Source organism: Amycolatopsis sp. NPDC059027, from assembly GCF_042739735.1.
Taxonomy (GTDB): Bacteria; Actinomycetota; Actinomycetes; order Mycobacteriales; family Pseudonocardiaceae; genus Amycolatopsis.
The window spans coordinates 127,060-149,265 of record NZ_JBHYIK010000007.1 but is presented as its reverse complement, the minus strand read 5'-3'; the positions used below and the strand labels follow the sequence as shown (position 1 = coordinate 149,265).

The following is a 22,206-nucleotide window of genomic DNA, read 5'->3' as shown; positions in this document are numbered from 1 at the left end:
CCACGGGCCGGTGCTGCCTTTCCCCAAGTGCGGTGCGCGCGTTGCGCCGGATCGTAAACCCGCACCGGGGGAGTCTGATCCCTTTCCGGAAACCAAAGTGTCACGGATTGGTCTAGGTCGGAAAGGGAATGACGAATGTACGCCTTATTGTGGACGTAAGGGTGGCGTTTCCCGACTTTCGGACCGTTGTGCGCTGTCGCGTACTCCGGTACAAGCGCCCTTGCGGGGCATTCACCCGATCACCGGGAATGGGGAGACGTTTCGGCTCGTGATGTCTCGCCGCACGAGAGTGTCCCGAACGGCGCGTTCGGGACGTTCAGCGTCCGTTGCGCGTCGTTCGGGACACGACAGCCGCGTCAGCCGCGGGCGTCCTCTTTGAGCAGATCGGCGCACTTCTCGCCGATCGCCATCGTGGTGATGCAGGGGTTCACCGCGACGAGGAACGGCATCGCGGACCCGTCGGCGACCCGCAGTCCCTCGACGCCGCGCACGCGCAGCCGGGCGTCCAGCACGGCCAGGGGATCGTCGTCGCCGCCCATCTTCGCGGTGCACGAGGGGTGGTACACGGTGTTGTGCGTCTTGCGCAGGTAGTCGGCGATCTCGTCGTCGGTCCGGACGTCCTTGCCCGGCGAGAGCTCGATACCGGCCCATTCGTCCAGCGCGGGCTGTTCGGCGATCTTGCGCGCGAGCTTGATGCCGTAGGTCATGACCCGCATGTCGTGCTCGTCGGTGAAGTACCGCGGGTCGACCTTCGGCTTGTCGCGGTAGTCCCGCGTCCGCAGCCGGACGGTTCCCAGCGACCGGGAACGGGTGACGTTCGGGGTCAGGCAGAAACCGTTCTCCGTCGTCGGGTACCCGTAGCGCAGCGTGTTCAGGTCGAAGGGCACCGAGCCGTAGTGGAACATCAGGTCCGGCCGGTCCAGCCCGTCCTCGGTGGTGGTGAAGATGCCGATCTCCCACCACTGCGTGGACTCGGAGACCATCGGCTGCAGCGCGTCCCACTGGATCAGGCCCTCGGGGTGATCCTGCAGGTTCTCGCCGACGCCGGGGGAGTCGACCAGCACGTCCACGCCGACCTCGCGCAGATGCGCGGCGGGCCCGATGCCCGAGAGCATCAGCAGCTTCGGGGTGTCGATCGCGCCCGCGGACACGATCACCTCGCGACGCGCCTTCAGCTGCACGCCGTGGATCAGATCCGGCGCCAGGTACTCGACGCCGGTGCAGCGCTTGCCCTCGAAGGTCAGGTGCTTGGCCCGCACCCCGGTCCGCACCTCGAGGTTGGGCCGCTTGCCCAGGATCGGGTGCAGATAGGACACCGACGCCGAGGACCGCGTGCCGTCCTCGCGCGCGTTGATCTGGAACCAGTTCGCGCCGTGGGTCACGGTCTTGCCGGAGTTGAACTCGGTCGTCGGGATGCCCGCCTGCTCGCACGCCTGGAGCATCGCGACGCCGGCGGGGTCGCGCGGCGGTACCGAACGGATCGTCACCGGACCGGAGCGGCCGTGGTGCTCGCCGGGGCCGTCGTTGGCCTCAAGGCGTTGGTACAGCGGGAAAACGTCCTTCGCCGACCAGCCGGGCAGGCCGAGTGACGCCCATTCGTCGAGGTCTTCGGCGGGGGCCCAGAACGCGATGCACGAGTTGTGCGAGGAACAGCCGCCGAGCACCTTCGCCCGCGCGTGCCGCAGGAACGAGTTCCCGGACTCCTGCGGTTCCACCAGGTAGTCCCAGTCGTACCCGGATTCCAGCAACGCCATCCACTTCGTCAGCTCGAGGATCGCCGGATCGTCCACATCGGACGGTCCGGCCTCGAGCAGGCATACCGTGACGTCCGGGTCCTCGGACAGTCGCGCGGCGACCACCGAGCCCGCCGTTCCGCCACCGACGACGATGTAGTCGAACTCTGCCGCTGTCACTGCGAAGCCTCCTTGTCAGGCGTGGATCCGGCCGCATGCGCGGCGTGGTCGGCGAGCACGCCGATCTTGTGCCGCTGCACGAACCAGTAGTAGGCGAAGCCACCGCCGCCGAAGACCGCGACGAACAGCACCGAGATCCACTGGAGGTACCAGTGGTACGGCGGGGTGGCGTTGTAGATCTCGTTGCGCGGCCAGGCCAGGTTGATCAGCATCGCGACGCCCCACAGCACGGCGAGGACGTTGACCGGCAGGCCCCACTTCCCGAGCGAGAACCGGCCCTTCGGCGCGTCCTTGCGCGGCCATTCGCCGCGGATGCGCTTGATCAGCAGGGGGACCGTCACCAGCAGGTAGGCGAGGTAGATCAGGATGATCGCCAGGCTGGTGACCGCGGAGAAGATCTGCGAGGAGTTGATGTTCACCAGCAGCAGCACGATCGCGATCAGGCCGATCACGATCGCGGGCAGCACCGGCGTGCCGGTCTTCTTGTTGACCTTCGCGAGCTTCGACCCGCCCGGCAGCGCGTTGTCCCGCGCCATCGCGAACGCGATCCGGATCGCGGCGGTGTGCACCGCCAGCACGCACACGGTGATCGCCACGAAGACCACGAACAGGAAGATCCGGCCGATCGCCGGGCCGAGCGCGTCGGTGAGGACGAACTGCAGGCCGATCGTGCCGAGTTCGGGGGCCTGGATGTTCCCGACGGCCATCAGCGCGAACAGGATGATCAGCCCGCCCAGCAGGAACGACGCGATCAGCGCGCGCAGGATCGCCTTGGGCGCGTTGCGGTGCGGGTCCACCGACTCCTCGCCGAGCGATGCCGCGGTGTCGAAGCCGTACATGACGTACGACGAGGCGATGGCCGCGATGAGGAACGCGCCGAGGTAGCCGCCCGCGTGCTGCGCGCCCGTCCCGTTGGTCTCGGTCACGACCTCGGGGCCGCGCACGAAGTGGAACGCGAGGAACACGATGAGCAGCACGGCGAACAGCAGCTCGATGAACACCCCGGCGCTGTTGATCCGCGCCATCAGCTTGACGCCGAACGCGTTGACCAGCGTGGTGAACACGATCAGCACGGTGGCCAGCAGGACGCCGTTGGCCGCGTCGCTGGTGCCCGATCCGTCGCCGATGAACTGGAAGAACGACGCGATCTGCGGCAGCGTCCGCTGGTAGGCGAGCGCGGTCGCGGAGATCGAGACGATCGACGCGAGCAGCATCATCCAGCCCGCGAGCCACGCCAACGGGGAGTTTTTGGGGGGTCCGGGGGGCTTGCCCCCCGGCTGGGGCCTGGGGTTTGACCCCAGAGTAAGCAGCTTGGCCCAGTTGTAGACGGACCCTGCGACGGGATAGTGCGCGGCCAGCTCGGCGAAGCTCAGCGCGACCATCAGCTGGCCCGCGAAGACCATCGGCCACGACCACCAGTAGGCCGGGCCGCCCTGGGAGATCCCCAGGTAGGACAGCTGGAACACGCCGGTGAGCACGGAGATGTAGCTGATGCCCGCGGCGAACGTGTGGAAGCTGCCGAGTGTTCTCTTCAGTTGGTTGGTGTAGCCGAATTCCGACAGTTCACGGTCACCGGTGTCGGTGCTCACGCTGCTGGTCCTTTCGGTTGATCACGATCGGACGACGCGGTGTCCTCACCCCGAGAACCACCGCTGCGGCGCGGGCTTCAGGTTCTGGTAGATGTGCTTGGCCTCGACGTACTCGGCGAGCCCGGTCGGGCCCAGCTCGCGGCCGAAGCCGGACTGCTTGTAGCCGCCCCACTCGGCCTGCGGCAGGTAGGGGTGGAAGTCGTTGATCCACACCGTGCCGTGCCGCAGCCGGTTCGCGACGCGTTGTGCGCGGGAGGCGTCGGAGGTGAACACGGCGCCCGCGAGCCCGTAGTGGGTGTCGTTGGCGATGCGGACGGCGTCGTCCTCGTCGGTGAACGTCTCGACCGTGAGCACCGGGCCGAACGACTCGTCGATCACCGCGGTCGTGCCCTGTTTCACCTGGTCGAGGATGGTTGGCAGGTAGTAGAAGCCGTCGGCGAGCGCCTCGTCGCCCGGGCGCTTCCCACCGGTGCGCAGCACGGCGCCCTCGGCGATCGCGGTCGCGACGTAGCGCTCGACCTTCTCCCGATGCGCCGCCGAGATGAGCGGCCCGGTCTCGGCGTTCTCGTCGAACGGCCCGCCGAGGCGGATCTTCTCGGCCCGCCGCACCAGCTCGTCGACGAATCGGTCGTGCCACTCCTCCTGCACGATCAGCCGCGCGCCCGCCGAACAGACCTGCCCGGAGTGCAGGAACACCGCGGTGAGGGCGTAGTCGACGGCCGTCTCGAAGTCGGCGTCGGCGAACACGACGTTCGGGTTCTTGCCGCCGAGTTCCAGCGCGACCTTCTTCACCGTCGCCGCGGCGTTCGCGGCGATGATCTTCCCGGTGGCGAGCCCGCCGGTGAAGGACACCAGGTCGACGTCCGGATGCTCGGACAGCGGCGCGCCCGCCTGCGGCCCGGCGCCGAGGACGAGGTTCGCGACCCCGGCCGGGAGCCCGGCCTCGGTGAGCAGCTTCATCAGCAGGATCGACGTGTGCGGGGTCAGCTCGCTCGGCTTGAGCACGAAGGTGTTACCCGCCGCGAGCGCGGGGGCGACCTTCCAGATGGTCTGCAGCAGCGGGTAGTTCCACGGCGTGATCAGCCCGCAGACGCCGACCGGCTCGTGCACGATCCGGCTGAACGAGTCCGGCGAGCCGGTGTCGACGACACGGCCCGCGTCGTTCGCGGCGAGCTTGCCGAAGTACCGCAGGCACGCGGCGATGTCGGCCATGTCGTAGCGGCTTTCGACGATCCGCTTGCCGGTGTCCAGCGACTCCGCGCGCGCGAACACCTCGGTGTCGCGGTCCAGCAGATCCGCCGCGCGCAGCAACAGGTCGCCGCGCGAGGCCGCCGGGGTCGACGGCCACGGTCCGTGGTCGAAGGCGTGGCGGGCGGCGGCGATCGCGGCCTCGGTGTCCTCCCGGGTCCCCTCCGCGACCTCGGCGACCAGTGAACCGTCCGCGGGGCACCGGATCTCGCGTCGTCCCCCGTCACGGGCGTCGACCCATTCGCCACCGATGAAAAAATCCGCCATCAAGCCTCTCCTACTTCGGCTCTTCCTTACGCGTCCGAAAGGCGATTATTACGACCACAGCGGGTGACCGCCACCTGGCGCGCGAGAGGTTGTTCACACCATCGGGCGGCGGTTCGTGATCGTCTGACGTGTGGTACGGACCGCAGGCGAAGGCGGCCCTGTGGCGGGCGTCCGTAGACTTGGCCGGACCGCCGTGGACAGGCACTGTGGGACAGGAGTGTGGGAGTGGTGAGGATGCTGGAGTCCGTGCACGGACCCGCGGACCTGAAGCGGATGAGTGTCGAGGATCTCGACGAGCTCGCCGCCGAGATCAGGGACTTCCTCGTCGACAAGGTACGGCTCGCGGGCGGCCACCTCGGCCCCAACCTCGGCGTGGTCGAGCTGACACTGGCGCTGCACCGGGTCTTCGACTCCCCGCGCGACGCGATCGTCTGGGACGTCGGCCATCAGTCCTACGTGCACAAGATCGTCACCGGCCGCCATCCCGGTTTCGATCTGCTCCGTCAGCAGGGCGGCGTCACCGGCTACCCGGCGCGTGCGGAGAGTGAGCACGACCTCGTGGAGAACAGCCACGCCTCGACCGCGCTGTCCTATGTGGACGGACTGGCGAAGGCGTTCGCGCTCGCCGGCGGCGAACCGCGGCACGCGATCGCCGTGGTCGGCGACGGCGCGCTGACCGGCGGCATGTGCTGGGAGGCGCTGAACAACATCGCCGCGCACCGCGAGCGCCCGGTCGTCATCGTCATCAACGACAACGGCCGGTCGTACTCGCCGACGATCGGCGGGCTCGCCGATCACCTCGCGTCGCTGCGGCTGCAGCCCGGCTACGAGCGTTTTCTCGACGGTGGCAAGGAAATCCTCAAGAGCACCCCGGTGGTGGGCAAGCCGATCTACGCCGCGCTGCACGCGGCGAAGGCGGGGATCAAGGACGCGCTCAGCCCGCAGGCGATGTTCTCCGACCTCGGCCTGAAGTACCTCGGCCCGGTCGACGGGCACGACGTCGTCGCGCTGGAGAAGGCCTTCCACAGCGCACAGAGCTTCGGTGGCGCGGTGATCGTGCACGTCGTGACCGAGAAGGGGCACGGCTACGCCCCGGCGGTCAGCGACCAGGCCGACCAGATGCACCAGACCGACCCGATCGACCCGGAGACCGGCCTGCCGCCGGTGAAGGGCCCCAGCTGGACCGGCGTGTTCGGCGACGAGCTGGTGAAGATCGGCGCCGAGCGCCCCGACGTCGTCGCGATCACCGCGGCGATGCTGCGCTCGACCGGGCTGGAGAAGTTCGCCAAGGCCTACCCGGACCGCTGGTACGACGTCGGCATCGCCGAACAGCACGCGGTCACCTCGGCCGCCGGGCTCGCCATGGGCGGGATGCACCCGGTCGTCGCCGTGTACTCGACGTTCCTCAACCGCGCGTTCGACCAGGTGCTGATGGACGTCGCGCTGCACCGGCAGCCGGTCACCCTTGTCCTCGACCGCGCCGGGATCACCGGCCCGGACGGCCCGAGCCACCACGGCATGTGGGACCTCTCGCTGCTCGGCATGGTGCCCGGGATGCGGGTGGCCGCGCCGCGCGACGCCGGGACCCTGCGGGAGGAACTGCGCGAGGCGATCGCCGTCGAGGACGGGCCGACGGCGCTGCGTTACTCCAAGGGCGGCGTGGTCGAGTCGGTGCCCGCCGTCGAGCGGATCGGCACGGTCGACGTGCTGCGCAGGCCGAAGGAAGAGTGCGACACCGACGTCCTGCTCGTCGCCGTCGGCGCGTTCGCGAAGCTGGCTCTCGCGGCCGCCGGGCGGCTGGCCGATCAGGGCATCGGCGTCACCGTCGTCGACCCGCGCTGGGTGCTGCCGGTGCCCGCGGAGCTGGTCGCGCTGGCCGGGCAGCACAAGCTCGTCGTGACGGTCGAGGACAGCGGGCGGCACGGCGGGTTCGGCTCCGCGCTGGCCGCGCTGCTGCGGGACGCCGAATGCGACGTCCCGCTGCGGGACCTCGCGGTGCCGCAGGACTTCCACGAACTCGGCTCGCGGGACGAGGTGCTCGCCCGCGTCGGCCTGACCGCGCAGGACGTCGCCCGCCGCGTCACCGAATGGGCGTCGGGCCGCCTCGGTGCCGCCGCCCCCGCCGAACCCGCCCCCCAGGAAGACGGCCACCGCTGATCGGCACGCTTCCCAGCCGTCATCCGATGCCGTTAAGGCCACCTTACGGGCGTCAGACGCCTGCAAGGTGGCCTTAACGGCATCGACTTGCCCGAGGTCAGTTCTCCCGGCAGGTGGTGTCGGTGCGGGGGAGGGCGCCGTCGCGGAAGTAGGCGTTGACGGTGTTCTCCACGCAGGTGTTCGGGTAGTTGCCGAAGACGGCGTGGACGCGGACGTCCTGCAGCGTCACCAGCCGCGAGCCGGTCATCGCCTTGTGCAGCGCGACGCCCTCGTCGTAGGCGGTGCGGGTGTCGCCGGTGGCCTGCACGATCAGCGCGGGCACGGCGTTGTGCACGTCGGTCGGCGGTTCGATCGGCCGCGCCCAGGAAGCGCAGGCACTGGGGCCGTTCGCGAAGCCGCCGAACACCGGCTGGGTGGCGCGGTGGCGCTGGATGTTGCGCCAGTACCACTCCGGATCGCGCGGCGCGGCGACGTCCCCGCACAGGACGGCGGCCTGCCCGGAGTTCTGCGTCTCCGGCGTCGGTTTGGTGACGAACCGCAGGTCGGACTCCAGCTCCGGGGTGGGCTCGACGGGTTTTCCGGCGGCCGCGTCGGCGAGCCGCCGCACACTGGTGGCGAGTTCGCCGTTGCGCCGGGGATCGGCCAGCGGGCTGAACGCCAGCATTGGCAGCAGATGCTCGTCGACCTGGTAGCCGCCGAGGTGGATGGGTGACTTCGCGGCGCCGCGGATCAGGCCCTCGAACAGCTCTCGTACCTGGGGTCCGGTTTTGCCGAGGTGGTACTCGGCGTCGCGGGCCGCTGTCCACTGTGCCCAGTCGTCCAGCGCGGCCTCGTTCGGTTTGCCCATCGCCTGGAACATGCCCACCCCGTAGCGCTGGGGATCGACCGCGCTGTCCAGCACGATCCGGTCGCTGCGCTGCGGGAACAGCTGGCTGTACACCGCGCCGAGATAGGTGCCGTAGGACCAGCCGAAGTAGCTGATCTTGCGTTCGCCGAGCGCGCCACGCACGACATCCATGTCCCGGGCGGTGTTGCGGGTGGTGATCTGGCGGATGTCCGGGCCTTCGGTGGCGGCGCACCGCTTGGCCAGGTCGGCCTCCAGCCGGACCGTGCGGTCGAACCCGGCGCGGTCGATCCCGGACGAGCGGAGCATGGTCCCCACCGGCCAGCCGCAGTCGACCGGGGTCGAGCGGCCGATGCCCCGGGGGTCCATGCCGATCAGGTCGTAGCGGGACGCGACGTCGGCGGTCATCGCCTTCCGGACGTCCAGCATCATGCCGAGCCCGGAGCCACCGGGCCCACCGGGGTTGGAGAGCATGATGCCACGGCGGTTCCTGGTGTCGGTCGCCTTGAGCCGGGAGATCGCCACGGTGATGGTGCGGCCACCGGGCCGGGAGTAGTCCAGCGGCACTGTGACGTCGGCGCACTGGGCTCCCGCCGCGTCGAGATCCTTGTCGCCACAGGCTTTCCAGTCGACGCGCTGGTGGTGGTAGCGGTCCAGTCCCGGTTGCCGGGCCTCGGCTGTGTCGGCCACCGCGATCCCGGTCCCGGCGATCCCGGCGCCGGCCGCCAGTGTCGCGCCGAGCGCGATCTGCCTCAATCCCTTGACTCGCAAGGATTTCCTCCTGGTGAACACCATGGCCACGGTGGCCATCGGTCGTCACCAGGCTAGGAATCCGGCCGGTGCGTGACCATGCCGACAGCACCCGGGCCCCGGGTTCAGCAGGCTCGACCCGCCCCGGTGGTGCCCGCTACACCCCTGCTTCGGCCGAGTGGAGTACCCGGCGTCCGTGAAGGACTCCTTACCGGCGTCGAGCGCCGGTAAGGCGTCCTTCACGGCCCTTCGCGGGGGGTGCGACAAGGGCGTCCCTGGGTGGTCCGGCTCCCGGCGCGCCGTCCCGCATGTCCCGAACGCTCCGTTCGCGACGGTGAACGCCCCCTGCGCCTCGTTCGGGACACGGTGCCGCGGGCCCGCCTTCGCCATTCCTCAGGGCTGGACGGCGCCCACTGCCGGTAAGGAGTCCTTCACGGCATCGGGGCCGAAGACCTCCCGGGGTTCCGGGAACAGCCGCGTCAGAAGCGGGTAGGCGAGCGCGGCCGTGCACAGGGTGACCACGAGGCTGATGTCGACGCCGCCCGCGATGCCGCGCAGCGGCCCGGCGATCATCGGGGTGTTCGCGGTCAGCAGGCCGAGCGTGGTCGCCGGGATCCACGCCGCCATCGCGCGCCAGTTCACCCCGCGGTGGAACCAGTAACGCCCGCCCTTGCGGCCCTGGTTGAACACCTGCAGATCGTCCGGATCGTAGAAGCCGCGCCGCTGCGCGAAGCCGATCATCATGATCACCATCCACGGCGACGTGCACAGCACGATCAGCGTCGCGAAGGCGTTGATACTGGACACCATGTCGAGCACGAAGTTGCCGACGAAGATGAACACGACGCTCAACGATCCGATGAGGACGGTCGCCTGCACCCGGCTGAGCCGCACGAAGATCGAGCTGAAGTCCAGCCCGGTCCCGTACAACGCGGTGGTGCCGGTGGAAAGCCCGCCGATCAACGCCACCACGATGAGCGGAATCGCGTACCAGAGCGGGGAAATCGCGGTGAGCCCGGCGATGTAGTTCCCGGGGTCGGCGACCAGCGTCGCCGTCGCGATGCCGAACCCGAAGGGCAGCAACGTCGCCAGCTGCGCGAGGAACGGCGCGGCGAGCAACGCGCGGCGGGAGTGCCGTGCCGAGATGTAGCGCGACCAGTCGCCGAGGAAAGCGCCGAACGAGATCGGGTTGGCGAGCACGGTGAGCGTCGCGAGGATCCACGTCGGCCAGAAGGAGCCGAGCGCGTAGCTGCCGGTACCCGCGAAACCGGGGTCGAACGAGCCGCCGTACGCGAGGACGCCGAAGAGCATGATCGCGGTGCCCAGCACGACGGCGACGCGGTTGATCAGCAGCATGAACCGATAGCCGTAGATACACACCACGAGTGTCGCGATCGCGATGAGGCCGTAGGCGATCCCGCGCAGCGCGGCTCCGCCGTCGAACCCGAAAAGCCGTTGTGCCGCACCGGCGACGGCGTCCCCGCTGACCCACACCGAGATCGCGAAGAACGTGATCGCCGTCAGCAGCGAGAGGAACGAGCCGACGCAACGCCCGACGACGCCGAAGTGCGCGCCGGACGACACGGCGTTGTTGGTCCGGGTGAGCGGCCCGAACAACGCCATCGGCGAGAGCACCAGCCCGCCCAGCACCACGCCGGTGACCGTCGCGGCGAGGGCAGCCCAGAAGCTGAGGCCGTACGCGATGGGCAGGGTGCCGAGGATGATCGTGGCGAACGTGTTCGCCCCGCCGAAGGCCAGCCGGAACAGGTCGCGCGGGCGCGAGGTCTGTTCCCCGGGCGGGATCGGCGCGATCCCGTGCTGCTCCACTTCGGTCACTTTGTCGCTCATCGAGCTACCTCCGGCGGAGCACTAGGCGAAACGGGTCATGACGTGCTTGACGCGGGTGTACTCGGCGAAGGAGTAGGCGGAGAGGTCCTTGCCGTGTCCGGAGTGACCGAACCCGCCGTGCGGCATTTCCGCGACCAGCGGCCCGTGCGTGTTGACCCACACGCAGCCGAAGTCCAGCTCGCCCGAAAGCCGCGTCGCACGGGCGAGGTCGCGGGTCCAGATCGACGACGCGAGTCCATAAGGGACACCGTTCGCGAGCGCCAGCGCCTCGTCCGAATCCACAAAGGACTGTACGGTGAGCACCGGCGCGAAGATCTCCTCCTGGACGATCTCGTCGTCCTGGCGAAGGCCCGAGATCACCGTGGGGGAGAGGAAGAATCCGCGTTCGCCGTGCCGCACGCCGCCCGTTTCGACGCGCGCGTGCGCGGGCAGCCGGGAAAGCAGGCCCAGCACGCGCTCGAACTGCGCCAGCGAATTGAGCGGTCCGTAGTCCGTACCCGGCGTGTACGCGGCGGCGGCCTTGGCCAGCTCCGCGACGAACTCGTCGTGGATCGAGGCGTGCACGAGCACCCGGCTGCCCGCGGTGCAGTCCTGCCCGGCGTTGTAGAACGCCGCGCCCACGATGCCTTCCGCGGTCTCGGCGAGGTCGACGTCGTCGAACACCAGCAGCGGCGCGTTGCCGCCGAGTTCGAGGTGCGTGCGCTTGAGATCGGCCGCGGCCACGGTCGCTACGTCGATCCCGGCGCGGGTCGACCCGGTGATCGAGACCAGCTCGGTGACCGGATGACGCACCAGCGCGCGGCCGGTGTCCCTATCGCCGCACAGGACGTTGAACGCGCCGGGCGGCAGGAATTCGGCGGCCACGGTCGCGAGCAGTACCGCGGTCGACGGCGTGGTCTCCGCGGGTTTGAGCACCACGGTGTTGCCCGCGGCCAGCGCGGGCGCGATCTTCCACACGGCCATCATCAGCGGGTAGTTCCACGGCGCGATCTGCGCGCAGACGCCGACCGGCTCGCGCCGGATCACCGAGGTGTGGCCGGGAAGGTACTCACCGGCGCCGGTGCCCTCCAGTTGCCGCGCGGCCCCGGCGAAGAACCGCAGCGCGCTCACGCACTCCGGGATCTCCTCCGCCAGCACGACCTGCCGGATCTTCCCGGTCTCGCGGATCTCCGCGTCCGCGAACTCCTCGGCCCGCGCCTCCAGCGCGTCGGCGATCTTCAGCAGCGCGAGCTGACGCTGAGCCGGGGTACTCCGCCGCCACACCGCGAAGGCCCGGTCCGCCGCCGCCATCGCGGCATCCACATCGGACTGTCCGGAAAGGACGCTGGTACCGAAGACCTCGCCGGTGGCCGGGTCGGTCAGCTCCAGCACGCCCTTGGCCGCGGCGGAAGCGCCGTCGACGAAGTTCTCCACGTGTGTCATCACTTCTCCAGGTGGGTCGGGGCGAACATCTTCAGCCGCGCGGGCAGCACGACGACGCTGGGGCCCGGCGTCCGCAACGCCTCGGCCAGCACGGCGCCGACACCGTCCAAAGTGGCCTGAACGGCGGGGACGCCGAACGACTTCGCCAGCGCGACGTAGTCCGGCCGGGCCAGCTCGGTCGCGGTGGTGCGGCCGAACGTGTCCGTCAGGTATTCGCGCAGGATCCCGTAACCGCCGTCGTCGACGATCAGCCACGTCACGTCCAGCCCGTGCTGCACCGCCGTGGCCAGCTCGCCGACGCCGTACATCGCGCCGCCGTCGCCGGACACCGCGAGCACCGGGCCGCCGGTCGCCGCCGCGCCACCGAGCGCGCCGGGCAGCCCGTAGCCGAGCCCGCCCGCGCCCTGCGCGGTGTGGATCGGCGCGCCGTCGGGATTCCACGCCGACCACGCCCAGTACGCCGCGATCGTCATGTCCCAGAACGTCTGGGTGCCTTCGGGAACTGCCGCCCGCAGGTCGGCGATGAGCTTCCGCTCCGTCGCGAGATCCTGGCCGTCGAGCCGGGCCTCGACCTTGCCGAGCAGCTCCGCCACGGCCGCTTCGGCACGGCCGTCCGCCCGCCGGAACCGGACTCGCTCCAGCAGCGCGCCCGCGGTCAGCCGGACGTCGGCGTGGAGGCCCAGTGCCGGGTAGTTCGACTCCAGCTTGCCGAGATCGGCCTCGACCTGCACGACTCGCCCGCGCGGGGCGAATTCGCGGTAGTTGCTGGACAGCTCGCCGAGCCCGGAGCCGAGCACCAGCAGCACGTCGGCGTCCGCGAGGAACTCCGTGGAATGCCAGTCCTCCAACCAGGACTGCCCGGACAGCTCGTGCTCCCAGCCGAAGGCGCCCTTGCCGCCGAACGTCGAGAGCACCGGCGCCCGCAACGCCTCCGCAAGCGCTTTCACCTCGGCCCGCGCGCCCGACCGCAGCGCGCCGCCCCCGGCCAGGATGACCGGATTCGCCGCCGCGTCCAGCAGCCGGGCCGCCTCATCGACCAGTTCGGGCAACGGCGTGAGCGGCGCTGGGCGCGCGTTCGCGGTGGTGATCGGCGGCAGCGAGGCCGGCGCGAGCAGCACGTCCTGCGGGATCTCGACCCACACCGGTCCGAACGGCGCGGTGGCCGCGGACTCCCACGCCTCCCGCAGCGCCGTCGGGATCTGGCTCACGGTCCTGACCGTGTGCACCGATTTGACGACTCCGGCGAAACTCGCCTGCTGGTCGGGAAGCTCGTGCAGGTACCCGTGCCTGCCGCCGCCGAGACCCGCGACCGGGACCTGGCTGGAGATGCCCAGCACCGGCACCGACGCCGCCCGCGACTCCTGGAGCGAGGACAGGGTGAGCAACGCGCCGGGACCGGTCGAGACGATCATCGGCGTCACCGGCACCGGGCCCTCGGGGTCGGCGGCGAGCCGGGCGCGGGCGTGCCCGTCCGCGGCGAAGGCGAGGTTGTTCTCCACCCGCGAGCCGATCACCCGCAGGTCGTCCGCGCGCCGCAACGCCTCGAACAGTCCGAGCGCGTGCTGGCCCGGCAGCCCGAACACCGTGTCGGCACCCAAAGACCGCAGCGTTTCGACGACGACGTCGCCCCCGATGCGCGTCACGCGTCGTTCCCGAGGGCGAGCAGACTGACCAGGTCGTAGGCGACGTGCGAGGCCGCGACGGCGGTGATCTCGGCGTGGTCGTAGGCAGGGGCCAATTCGACGACGTCGCCGCCGATGAGGTTGAGGCCGCGCAGCCCGCGCAGGATCTCCAGCAGCTCGCGGCTGGTCATCCCGCCTGCCTCCGGGGTGCCGGTGCCGGGCGCGTGCGCGGGGTCGAGCACGTCGATGTCGATGGAGACGTACAGCGGCCGGTCACCGATCCGCTGGCGCAGTGCGTCGACCGTCTCCGCGACGCCCCGGCGCAGGACGTCGCCCGAGGTGACGATGCCGAAGCCGAGCCGCCGGTCCTCCTCCAGATCCCGCTTCCCGTACAGCGGACCACGGGTGCCGACGTGGGAAAGCGCGCTGGTGTCGAGGATTCCTTCCTCCGACGCCCGCCGGAACGGGGTGCCGTGCGTGTACGGTTCGCCGAAGTAGGTGTCCCACGTGTCCAGATGCGCGTCGAAGTGCAGCAGCGCGACAGGGCCGTGCTGTTTCGCCGCGGCCCGCAGCAGCGGCAGCGCGATCGTGTGATCCCCGCCGATGGTGACCAGCCGGGTTCCTTGCGCGGTCAGGCTTTCCGCCTCGTGCTGCAGGGTCTCGATCGCCTCGCCGATGTTAAACGGGTTGATCGCGATGTCACCCGCGTCCACCACCTGCGCGGTGGCGAACGGCGAGACGTCGAGGCCGGGGTTGTACGGCCGCAGCAGCCTGCTCGCCTCGCGCAGCGCCGCCGGGCCGAACCGCGCGCCGGGCCGGTAGGACACCCCGGAGTCGAACGGGACCCCGGCGACGGCGACGTCGGCGTGCTCGACCTGATCGATCCTCGGCAGCCGCGCGAAGGTCGCGAACCCGGCGAACCGGGGGACGCGCGAGGAGTCGACGGGGCCGATCGGGCTCGTGTCAGACACTGCTGGGTGCTCCTGATTCTCGTTGTGGTGCGGGAGTTTCCTCGTCGGCCGCGGAGCCGTTCAGGCGCGCGGCCCAGGTGTCCAAAATGGACGAAGGGGTTCTCGGGGTGGCCAGGCTGACGGCGACGTGGACCACGAGGCTCGCCCCGAGGCCCCAGTAGATCGGGCTGTTCGCGTCGACGCCGTCGACGATCATGAACGTGATCACCACGACCGTGCCGACGATCATCGAGGCGTAGGCGCCCTGCCGCGTACCGCGCTTCCAGAACAGCGCGCCCACGATCGCCACCAGCAACCCGCCGACGAGGATGTCGTAGGCGATGGTGAGCGCGTTGACCACGTCGTCGACGATCATCGCGATGCCGATCGCGGCCAGGCCCAGCACCAGCGTGGTGATCCGGTTGCGGTGCACCTCGCCGCTTTCCTTGCGCAGTCCCACCTTGCTCAGCAGGTCGGACGTGCTGACCGTGGAACACGCGATGAGCGCGCCGCTCGCCGTCGACATCATCGCCGAGAGCGCGGCCGCGAGGACGAGCCCGCGCACGCCGGTCGGCAGGAGGCGTTCGACGATCGTGGCGAACGCGTCCTGCGCGCTGCCGAGGTCGGGATAAAGCGCCTTCGCGGCCGTCCCGATCAGCGCGCCCGCGAGGCCGTAGATCAGGCAGTAGACGCCGGAGACGATGCCGCCGCCGGTCGCGACGGCCGGGGTGCGCGCGGTGAACACCCGCTGCCAGATGTCCTGGCCGATGAGCAGGCCGAAGGTGTACACGAGGACGTAGGTGAAGATCGTCTGGCCGCCGATCGCGGTGAACTCGAAGTACGTCGCATCGAGGCGTTTCGCCATTTCGCCGAAGCCACCCGCCGAGCTGATCGCGACCGGCAGCAGGATGAACAGGATGCCGACGGTCTTGACCGCGAACTGCACGATGTCGGTCAGCGTGATCGACCACATGCCGCCGAGCACCGAGTACAGCACCACGATCGCGCCGCCGATCGCGATCCCGGCCCAGCCCGGGACGTTGAAGAGGACCTTGAAGATCGTCGCGAAGGCCAGCGTCGAGGTCACCGTCAGCATGAGCGTGTAGACCCACATCACGACGCCGGAGATGGTGCTGGTGGCCCCGCCGTAGCGCAGGTCGAGCATCTCGCCGACGGTGTAGACGCGCAGTTTCACCAGGCGCCGGGCGAACACCGCGTGCAGTACGAGGATGCCCAGCCCGATCGTGATCACCAGCCACGCGCCGGAGATGCCGTAGGTGTAGCCGAGCTTCACGCCGCCGACGGTGGACGCGCCGCCGAGCACGACCGCCGACATCGTGCCGGAGTACATGACCCAGCCGAGCCGCCGCCCGGCGACGAGGTAGTCGGATTTCGTCCTGGCCAGCCGCAGGCCGAACCAGCCGACCCCGAGCATGCCCGCGATGTACAGCGCGATCACCGCGTAGTCACCCGTCATGGTGACCTCCCTGGCTTGTCATGGGGCGTTGTCGTCCGGGTCACCGTAGGTTCGCCGTCCAGTCCACCGGCATGGGATGATTCATCCTTGTCGAGGGCAGGTGAGGATGAAATGACCCAGCGGCTCGAACTCCCGGCCGCCGAGGTGACTATTCCGTTACGGGTGGTCACCGGCAATCCGGAACTGGCGCTCGACGTGGTCGGCGAGACCGTGCGGCCCGGGGCGCTCGACGCGCCGGTCCGCTGGGCGCACGTCAGCGAGCTGGGCGATCCCGCGCCGTACCTGCTCGGCGCCGAACTGCTGCTCACCGCCGGGGTGAACCTGCCGGGCGAACCCCGCGACGTCGACCGCTACGTCCGGCGCCTCGCCGAAAGCGGCATCACCGCGCTCGGGTTCGGGATCACACCGTCGGTGCACGAGACGCTCCCGGAACCGCTGCGCCGGTCGTGTGCCCGGCACGGCCTGCCGCTGCTCGTGGTGCCGGTGCGGACGCCGTTCCTCGCGATCAGCCGCGCCGTCTCGGTCGCGCTCACCGAAGCGGGACAACGGGAACAGCGCCGGATCTCGGCGGCGCGCGAAGCACTGACGCGGGCGGCCGGTGACGGGCTGGGCGAGCTGGCGAGCGCGCTCGCCACGCGGTTGCGGGGCTGGGTCGCGATGGTCGGCGCGGACGACGTCGCCGCAGCGGCGCACGACGCGCCGTCACCGCTGCCGGGAGAGGTCCGCGAACTGCTGGCGACTTTGCGCGCGGGTACCGGGATCCGCAGTGCCACAACGGAACTCGCCACCGGCGGGTATGTCGTGGCGCAGCCGGTGTACCCGCAGGCGACCGCGTCGCATCTCGTCGTGTGCGGGCGGGACAGCCGGTTCGACGGCGCCGACCGGGCGATCCTCGCCGTCGGCGCGGCCCTGCTCGGCCTGGTCGGCCGGTCCGGTTCGGACACCGCCGCGCTGGGCGCCGCGGCCACCGGGCTGCTGCTCGGCCGGGCGGCGCCGGACGACGTCGCCACCGCGCTCGCCGGGGCCGGACGCCCGCGGCTGGTCGCCGGGATCGCCCACCGGCGCGGCCCGGACGAGGTCGCGCTGCGTTACGACTGGCTCCGCGCGCGGCTCGACACCCCGCTCGTGCGGGTGCTGCCCGGCCCCCGCTTCCTGGCGATCGTCGACGACGGCCCCGGGCTCGCCGAACTGGAGGAACTGCGCGACCACGGCTGGCTCGCCGTCCGCGGCTCCGCGGTCGCCGCCGACCGGTTGCCCGCCGCCGTCGCCGAAGCCGAGACGCTGCTCGACCGGGCGCGGGTGCTCGGCCGTCCGGTACTCGCCGGGGACGGTCCGGTCGACTTCGACGCGGTGCTCGATCCGAGTGCCGCCAGGGGATTCGCCGAGCGGGCGCTGGCTCCGCTGGCCGAGCTGGACCGGGCACAGGGCCGGGAACTGGTGGTGACCTTGCGCACCTGGCTGGCCTGCCACGGCGGCTGGGACCGTGCAGCGGCCGGGCTCGGCGTGCACCGCAACAGCGTCCGGCACCGGATCGGCCAGATCGAACGTGTGCTCGGCGTGGACCTCGCCGATCCGGAGGTCCGGATGCGGCTGTGGTTCGCCCTGCGCTGGGTAGGCTGAACCGTCCATAAAGGCCGGTGGGCCGTCACCGCGTGTATAGGTGACTCTCAGGAAACTGTGGAAGTGTGGACGCCGTGAGAATTCTGGTGGTGGAAGACGAGGAGCCCCTCGCCGACGCGATCGCGCGTGGCCTGCGGCGGGAGGGGATGGCCGTGGACGTCGCGCTGACCGGCGACGACGGGCACGAGAAGGCGACGGTGACCCGGTACGACGTGGTCCTGCTCGACCGGGATCTGCCCGGCATGTCCGGGGACGACCTGTGCCGCGAGATCGTCACGTCCGGTGAGCTGACCCGGGTGCTGATGCTGACCGCGAGCGGCTCGGTGTCCGACCGGGTGGACGGGCTGTCGCTGGGCGCCGACGACTACCTCGCCAAGCCCTTCGCCTTCCCCGAACTCGTCGCGCGGGTCCGCGCGCTCGGCCGCCGCGCGACGCCGGCCGCGCCGCCGCTGCTCACCGCGGGCGACGTCGAACTGGACCCGGCCAGGCGCACCGTGCGCCGGGCGGGCGGCCCGATCGAGCTGACCCGCAAGGAGTTCGGCGTGCTCGAGGTGCTGCTGTCCGCGGCCGGATCCGTGGTGAGCAGCGAGGAACTGCTCGAACGGGTGTGGGACGAGAACGCCGACCCGTTCACCACGACCGTGCGGGTCACCGTGATGACCCTGCGCAAGAAGCTGGGCGAGCCCGGGATCATCGAGACCGTGGTCGGTTCGGGCTACCGCGTGCCCGACCAGGGGGCCGGCGCGGGGTGAAGCGGGCACTGAGCCTGCCGGGCGCGCGCAGCCTGCGGGCCAGGGTCACCCTGCTCGCGACCGTGCTGGTCGCCGCCGTCAGCCTGCTGCTGCTGTGGCTGGCGTGGACGCTGGTGCGCGACGCGGTGAGCACCGTGCCGCAGATGCCGCCCGGTACCAGCGTGCGTGTCGACGGAGTGGACGTCGACGCGTCGACGCTGGCCGAACATCTTCGCGAGCACGCGCGGATCCGGGTGCTGGTCTTCGGTTCGGCGGCGTTCTGCTTCGTCGTCGCGGCCGCCGCGATCCTCGCCTGGACGTTCACTTCGCGAGTGCTGCTGCCGTTGCGCGAGATCACCGCGACCGCGCGTCGGCTCTCGGTGGAATCGCTGGGGGAGCGGATCGGCGAGGTGCGCTCGAAGGACGAACTGGCCGAGCTGGCCGGGACCTTCGACGACATGCTCGACCGGCTGCAGGCCGCGTTCGACGCCCAGCGCCATTTCGTGGCCAATGCCAGCCACGAGCTGCGGACCCCGCTATCGGTGATCCGCACCGAACTCGACGTCACGCTCGCCGACGAGCACGCCGACGAGGCCGAGCTGCGCCGGATGGCCGAGGTCGTCCGCGACGCCACCGAACGGGCGGGGCGGCTGGTCAATTCGCTGCTGCTGCTCGCGAAGACCGACGGTTCCGGGCTCGTGGTGCGCGAGCGCGTCGACCTCGCCACGGTCGTCGACCAGGCCTGGCGCGCGGTGCGGAACGAGGCCGCGCAGCGCGGCATCCGCACCGACTTCAGCACGCCGGGGGTCGCCGTGACCGGGGATCCCGCGCTGCTGGAACGGATCGCGGGCAACCTGCTGGAGAACGCCGTGCGGCACAACGTCGACGGCGGCTGGCTCGAGGTGCGTACCCATGCCGGTCCACAGTGGTCGGTGCTGCGGGTGCGCTCCTCGGGCGGGCTGATCGACCCGGCCAAGGTGGCCGAGCTGTTCGAACCGTTCGAGCGCGCCGGGGTCGCCCGCACCGCCCGCTCGGGCGCCGGCCTCGGCCTGTCCATCGTGCGTGCCGCCGTCCAGGCACACGGCGGTGTGGTGGCGGCCGAACCGGTGGTCGGCGGTGGTCTCTCCGTCATCGTGCACCTCCCCGTGAATACAGCCAACACAGCCAATACGGCCAACGCAGCCAACGCAGCCAACGCTGGCGGCGCGCCCTCGTAGCACGCCGTAGCACCTTTGTAGCATTCTTGCCCGGCACCTGCTACCGTGGCCTCATGACCCACACGATCAGCCAGCGCGACCTGCGCAACGACAACGCGGAGATCATGCGGCGCGTCGAGCGGGGCGAGAGCTTCACGGTCACCCGCAACGGCAAGCCGGTCGCCAACCTGCTGCCGCTGTGCGCCGAGCACGAGGAGCGGGCCCGGCGCACCCTGGCCGAGGTGCAGGCGGCCTTCGGTGACCTGCCGCCGATGGACAGTGCCGCATGGCGGCGGGAGCGCGCCGCGGACGACGCGGCGTTCGGCCCGGACGAGCCGGAGGATCCATGGGCGCGCCGGTGAACCCGCCCGAGCGCGTGCTACTCGACACCTGCGTCGTGATCGACCTCGAACGGCTCGACCTCGGCGAGCTGGCCGCGGCCGTCCCCGCGGTGAGCGCGGTGACGGTCGCGGAACTCGGCTACGGGCTGGACGTCGACGACGTGGTCGCCAGGGCCGCCCGGACCGAGCGGTACTACGCGGTGCTCGACCAGTTCGAGGTGCTGCCGTTCGGTGTCGCGGCGGCGAAACAGTACGGCACGATGGCGGCGCTCGTGCGGCGGTCGGGGCGCGATCCGCGGCCACGCCGGATGGATCTGCAGATCGCGGCCACCGCCGCCGCGCACCGGATTCCCGTGCTCACCCGCGACGCCAAGGATTTCGGCGGCTTGGAGCGCCTCGTCGAGGTGATCGAGGTGTAACGGGCAGCACTGTCCTCAGTGGACGTCGACGAAGATCGGGTTGCCGTAGAGCCAGAGATCCTCGAACGGGTTGGCGTCGCCGATGACGTCCATCGCGGGCTCGATGCCGCCGGGCACGTGTCGCTTGCCGTCGGTGCCGCGCACCCGGACGTAGAACGGTTCGCGCACATTCCGGAACGTGTGCCGGAAGCTCACCCGATGCCCCGCTTCCCGGCGCGGTTCGAACGAGCGCACGACCCGGGTGCCCGGCGCGGTCATCGTCTCGCGGTCCGTGGCCGGGCCGGTGACGGGACCGGCGATGACGTCGAGCCGGGCGAGCCGCGGGATCTCGCCGCCGCCGTTCGGCCGGTTCGCCGTCGCCGCGGAGACCACGACCGTGACGTTCTCCCCGCGGCGCACCCGCAGCCGCCCGCCGAATGTCTCCGCGCACCCGCCGCCGTACACGCCGACCTCCAGTTGCCGGGCCAAACCGCCGTGGCAGAGCCAGATCCGGCCCGCCCGCAGGCCTTCCAGCACACCCTCGAAGCCGCGCTGCCGCACGCCGACCACGGTGCGGCTGAACTCGCCGGGGTAGAAGTCCGCGTACGGCGCGGCGAGCTGCGGGACACCGGTGTCGACCGGATCCGGGTACTTGCCCGTGCGGTCGTACCAGCCGTCCGGCACCTGCGGGCGGACCAGCGTGTCGCCCCGGTTGTAGTGCGAATCGGAGTTCGTCGTGATCCACCACGGTTTTCCCTCGGCGAGCAGGGAATCCCACAGTCCGCCGACCTTCGCCGTCGTCCAGTCCCAGCCGCCGAACGTCCGGTACGCCTCCGCGGGGAACCCCGGCCACGAGTTCGCGCCGGGACTGTTGGCGTAGCCGCCGCGCGCGCCGCCGTTGCCCTGCGGCTTGGGGAAGCCGTCGGCCTGGGCGCCGGGCGCGCCCTCCATGCCGATCACGAGGCCTGGCGCGGCGTCGCGGTAGTTGCGCAGTTCGTGCGGTGCGACGCGGCCGTTGCGCAGCGGGTGGTTGATCAGCACGACCGGGGCGTGGATCCGGCGGGCGCGTTCCTGCTCGGCGAGCCACCGCAAGCCCTTGAGCGCCAGTGCTTCGTTCTCCGGGCCGGAGGCCTCCGAACCGGTCAGCCGCCAGTCGAAGTTCCGCTCGAACTCCCGCAGCAACGGGGCCTGGTCCTTGCCCGCCCGGAAGAACACCGTGGCGTGCTCGGCGCCCGGTACGTTCCACTCCATTCCTTGCCACAGCAGCAGATCCGGGTATTTCCATTGCGCGGCGACGACGTCCCGGCCGGTCGGCTCGACCGAGGACTTTTCGTGCTCGGCGTGACCGTGATCGGTGAAGACGATCCAGTTCGCGCCGTGTTCGCGAGCCCCGGCGGCGATCCGGTCGATGGTGTACATCGCGTCGTAGGAGTACTGGCTGTGCGTGTGGTGGTCGCCGACCAGCCATTGGTAGCGGCCACGGCCGAAAAGCCGGTCGAGGCTGACATCGATGTCGAAACCGAGATCGATGTCAGCGGCGTCCGCCTGCGCGGGCGCGATCATCGGCGCTCCGGCGGCCGCGGCACCGGCGAGGCCCGCGCGCTTGAGGAAGCCACGGCGGTCCACGCCGGATCTGTCGGAGGTGTTCATCCCGCTCCTGCCCTGGGTGCTGAGTCGGCAGGACGCTAAGGGGCGCCGGTGAACGGACGGTGTCCCGGGGGGGCCCCGCCCCCCCGGGGGGTTGTTATTAGCGAGAGGGACAACACAGCCCGGGCGGGGGCGAACAAAAACAAAATAAATAAAACCCAGCACCAGCGGTCTGAGGGGGCGCGC

General features: G+C 70.6%; 16 protein-coding genes. 6 read left to right on the top strand and 10 right to left on the bottom strand.

What is annotated here, in order from left to right:
- Positions 1-356: 356 nt before the first annotated feature.
- The 3 genes from ACFWY9_RS07365 to ACFWY9_RS07355 are packed head-to-tail and all read right to left on the bottom strand — an operon-like array spanning position 357 to position 5,017.
- Complete coding sequence (locus tag ACFWY9_RS07365) at positions 357-1,913, bottom strand: GMC family oxidoreductase (protein ID WP_378338409.1); 1,557 nt, start codon at positions 1,911-1,913, stop codon at positions 357-359.
- Positions 1,910-3,502: an APC family permease gene (locus ACFWY9_RS07360; protein WP_378329596.1), complete on the bottom strand. Its 1,593-nt coding sequence runs from the start codon at positions 3,500-3,502 to the stop codon at positions 1,910-1,912. The genes ACFWY9_RS07365 and ACFWY9_RS07360 overlap by 4 nt, the downstream gene beginning before the upstream one ends.
- Positions 3,503-3,547: 45 nt before the next feature.
- Positions 3,548-5,017 (bottom strand): aldehyde dehydrogenase family protein, encoded by a 1,470-nt coding sequence (locus ACFWY9_RS07355; protein WP_378338408.1) that lies wholly within the window; start codon positions 5,015-5,017, stop codon positions 3,548-3,550.
- Positions 5,018-5,245: 228 nt separating this feature from the next.
- On the opposite strand from ACFWY9_RS07355, the gene dxs reads away from it, so the two are divergent.
- Positions 5,246-7,174 carry a 1-deoxy-D-xylulose-5-phosphate synthase gene (gene dxs, locus ACFWY9_RS07350; RefSeq protein ID WP_378329641.1) on the top strand — a complete coding sequence of 643 codons (1,929 nt, stop codon included), beginning with the start codon at positions 5,246-5,248 and terminating at the stop codon, positions 7,172-7,174.
- Positions 7,175-7,271: 97 nt separating this feature from the next.
- Here the strand turns inward: dxs and ACFWY9_RS07345 are convergent, their stop codons facing one another.
- The 6 genes from ACFWY9_RS07345 to ACFWY9_RS07320 form a co-directional block, all read right to left on the bottom strand.
- A complete protein-coding gene (locus ACFWY9_RS07345) occupies positions 7,272-8,828 on the bottom strand; it encodes an alpha/beta hydrolase (protein WP_378338407.1) in 1,557 nt (518 codons plus the stop codon).
- A 333-nt stretch (positions 8,829-9,161) separates the two neighbouring features.
- A complete protein-coding gene (locus ACFWY9_RS07340) occupies positions 9,162-10,616 on the bottom strand; it encodes a purine-cytosine permease family protein (RefSeq protein WP_378329599.1) in 1,455 nt (484 codons plus the stop codon).
- A 21-nt stretch (positions 10,617-10,637) separates the two neighbouring features.
- Positions 10,638-12,038 carry an aminobutyraldehyde dehydrogenase gene (locus tag ACFWY9_RS07335; protein WP_378338406.1) on the bottom strand — a complete coding sequence of 467 codons (1,401 nt, stop codon included), beginning with the start codon at positions 12,036-12,038 and terminating at the stop codon, positions 10,638-10,640.
- Positions 12,038-13,681, bottom strand: coding sequence for a thiamine pyrophosphate-binding protein (locus ACFWY9_RS07330; protein WP_378338405.1), 1,644 nt, complete (start codon positions 13,679-13,681; stop codon positions 12,038-12,040). The genes ACFWY9_RS07335 and ACFWY9_RS07330 overlap by 1 nt, the downstream gene beginning before the upstream one ends.
- The gene (gene speB / locus ACFWY9_RS07325) at positions 13,678-14,631 is read right to left on the bottom strand and encodes an agmatinase (protein ID WP_378329602.1); all 954 of its coding nucleotides are present in this window, start codon (positions 14,629-14,631) and stop codon (positions 13,678-13,680) included. The genes ACFWY9_RS07330 and speB overlap by 4 nt, the downstream gene beginning before the upstream one ends.
- Positions 14,624-16,087 carry a sodium:solute symporter gene (locus tag ACFWY9_RS07320; RefSeq protein WP_378338404.1) on the bottom strand — a complete coding sequence of 488 codons (1,464 nt, stop codon included), beginning with the start codon at positions 16,085-16,087 and terminating at the stop codon, positions 14,624-14,626. The genes speB and ACFWY9_RS07320 overlap by 8 nt, the downstream gene beginning before the upstream one ends.
- Before the next feature lie 111 nt (positions 16,088-16,198).
- Here ACFWY9_RS07320 and ACFWY9_RS07315 point away from each other — a divergent pair, with 111 nt between their 5' ends.
- From ACFWY9_RS07315 to ACFWY9_RS07295, 5 genes are all read left to right on the top strand, one after another.
- Complete coding sequence (locus tag ACFWY9_RS07315) at positions 16,199-17,707, top strand: PucR family transcriptional regulator (protein ID WP_378338403.1); 1,509 nt, start codon at positions 16,199-16,201, stop codon at positions 17,705-17,707.
- Positions 17,708-17,781: 74 nt separating this feature from the next.
- Complete coding sequence (locus ACFWY9_RS07310; protein ID WP_378329605.1) at positions 17,782-18,459, top strand: response regulator transcription factor; 678 nt, start codon at positions 17,782-17,784, stop codon at positions 18,457-18,459.
- Positions 18,460-18,467: 8 nt separating this feature from the next.
- A complete protein-coding gene (locus tag ACFWY9_RS07305; protein ID WP_378338423.1) occupies positions 18,468-19,655 on the top strand; it encodes a sensor histidine kinase in 1,188 nt (395 codons plus the stop codon).
- A 53-nt stretch (positions 19,656-19,708) separates the two neighbouring features.
- Positions 19,709-19,996 (top strand): type II toxin-antitoxin system Phd/YefM family antitoxin, encoded by a 288-nt coding sequence (locus ACFWY9_RS07300; RefSeq protein ID WP_378329606.1) that lies wholly within the window; start codon positions 19,709-19,711, stop codon positions 19,994-19,996.
- On the top strand, positions 19,981-20,394 hold the full coding sequence (locus ACFWY9_RS07295; RefSeq protein WP_378329607.1) for a PIN domain-containing protein: 414 nt from the start codon (positions 19,981-19,983) through the stop codon (positions 20,392-20,394). Before ACFWY9_RS07300 ends, ACFWY9_RS07295 begins: the two co-directional genes overlap by 16 nt.
- A gap of 15 nt (positions 20,395-20,409) precedes the next feature.
- Here ACFWY9_RS07295 and ACFWY9_RS07290 read toward each other — a convergent pair whose 3' ends face one another.
- Positions 20,410-22,023 carry a PHP domain-containing protein gene (locus ACFWY9_RS07290; RefSeq protein ID WP_378338402.1) on the bottom strand — a complete coding sequence of 538 codons (1,614 nt, stop codon included), beginning with the start codon at positions 22,021-22,023 and terminating at the stop codon, positions 20,410-20,412.
- Between the last annotated feature and the right edge of the window lie 183 nt (positions 22,024-22,206).

What these genes read in the sequence shown, in the direction of transcription:
- ACFWY9_RS07355 (WP_378338408.1), bottom strand. Translation starts at nt 5,017, where the DNA reads ATGGCGGATTTTTTCATCGGTGGCGAATGGGTCGACGCCCGTGACGGG.
- ACFWY9_RS07340 (WP_378329599.1), bottom strand. Translation starts at nt 10,616, where the DNA reads ATGAGCGACAAAGTGACCGAAGTGGAGCAGCACGGGATCGCGCCGATC.
- ACFWY9_RS07295 (WP_378329607.1), top strand. Translation starts at nt 19,981, where the DNA reads ATGGGCGCGCCGGTGAACCCGCCCGAGCGCGTGCTACTCGACACCTGC.
- ACFWY9_RS07315 (WP_378338403.1), top strand. Translation starts at nt 16,199, where the DNA reads ATGACCCAGCGGCTCGAACTCCCGGCCGCCGAGGTGACTATTCCGTTA.
- ACFWY9_RS07320 (WP_378338404.1), bottom strand. Translation starts at nt 16,087, where the DNA reads ATGACGGGTGACTACGCGGTGATCGCGCTGTACATCGCGGGCATGCTC.
- ACFWY9_RS07345 (WP_378338407.1), bottom strand. Translation starts at nt 8,828, where the DNA reads ATGGCCACCGTGGCCATGGTGTTCACCAGGAGGAAATCCTTGCGAGTC.
- ACFWY9_RS07335 (WP_378338406.1), bottom strand. Translation starts at nt 12,038, where the DNA reads ATGACACACGTGGAGAACTTCGTCGACGGCGCTTCCGCCGCGGCCAAG.
- ACFWY9_RS07300 (WP_378329606.1), top strand. Translation starts at nt 19,709, where the DNA reads ATGACCCACACGATCAGCCAGCGCGACCTGCGCAACGACAACGCGGAG.
- ACFWY9_RS07290 (WP_378338402.1), bottom strand. Translation starts at nt 22,023, where the DNA reads ATGAACACCTCCGACAGATCCGGCGTGGACCGCCGTGGCTTCCTCAAG.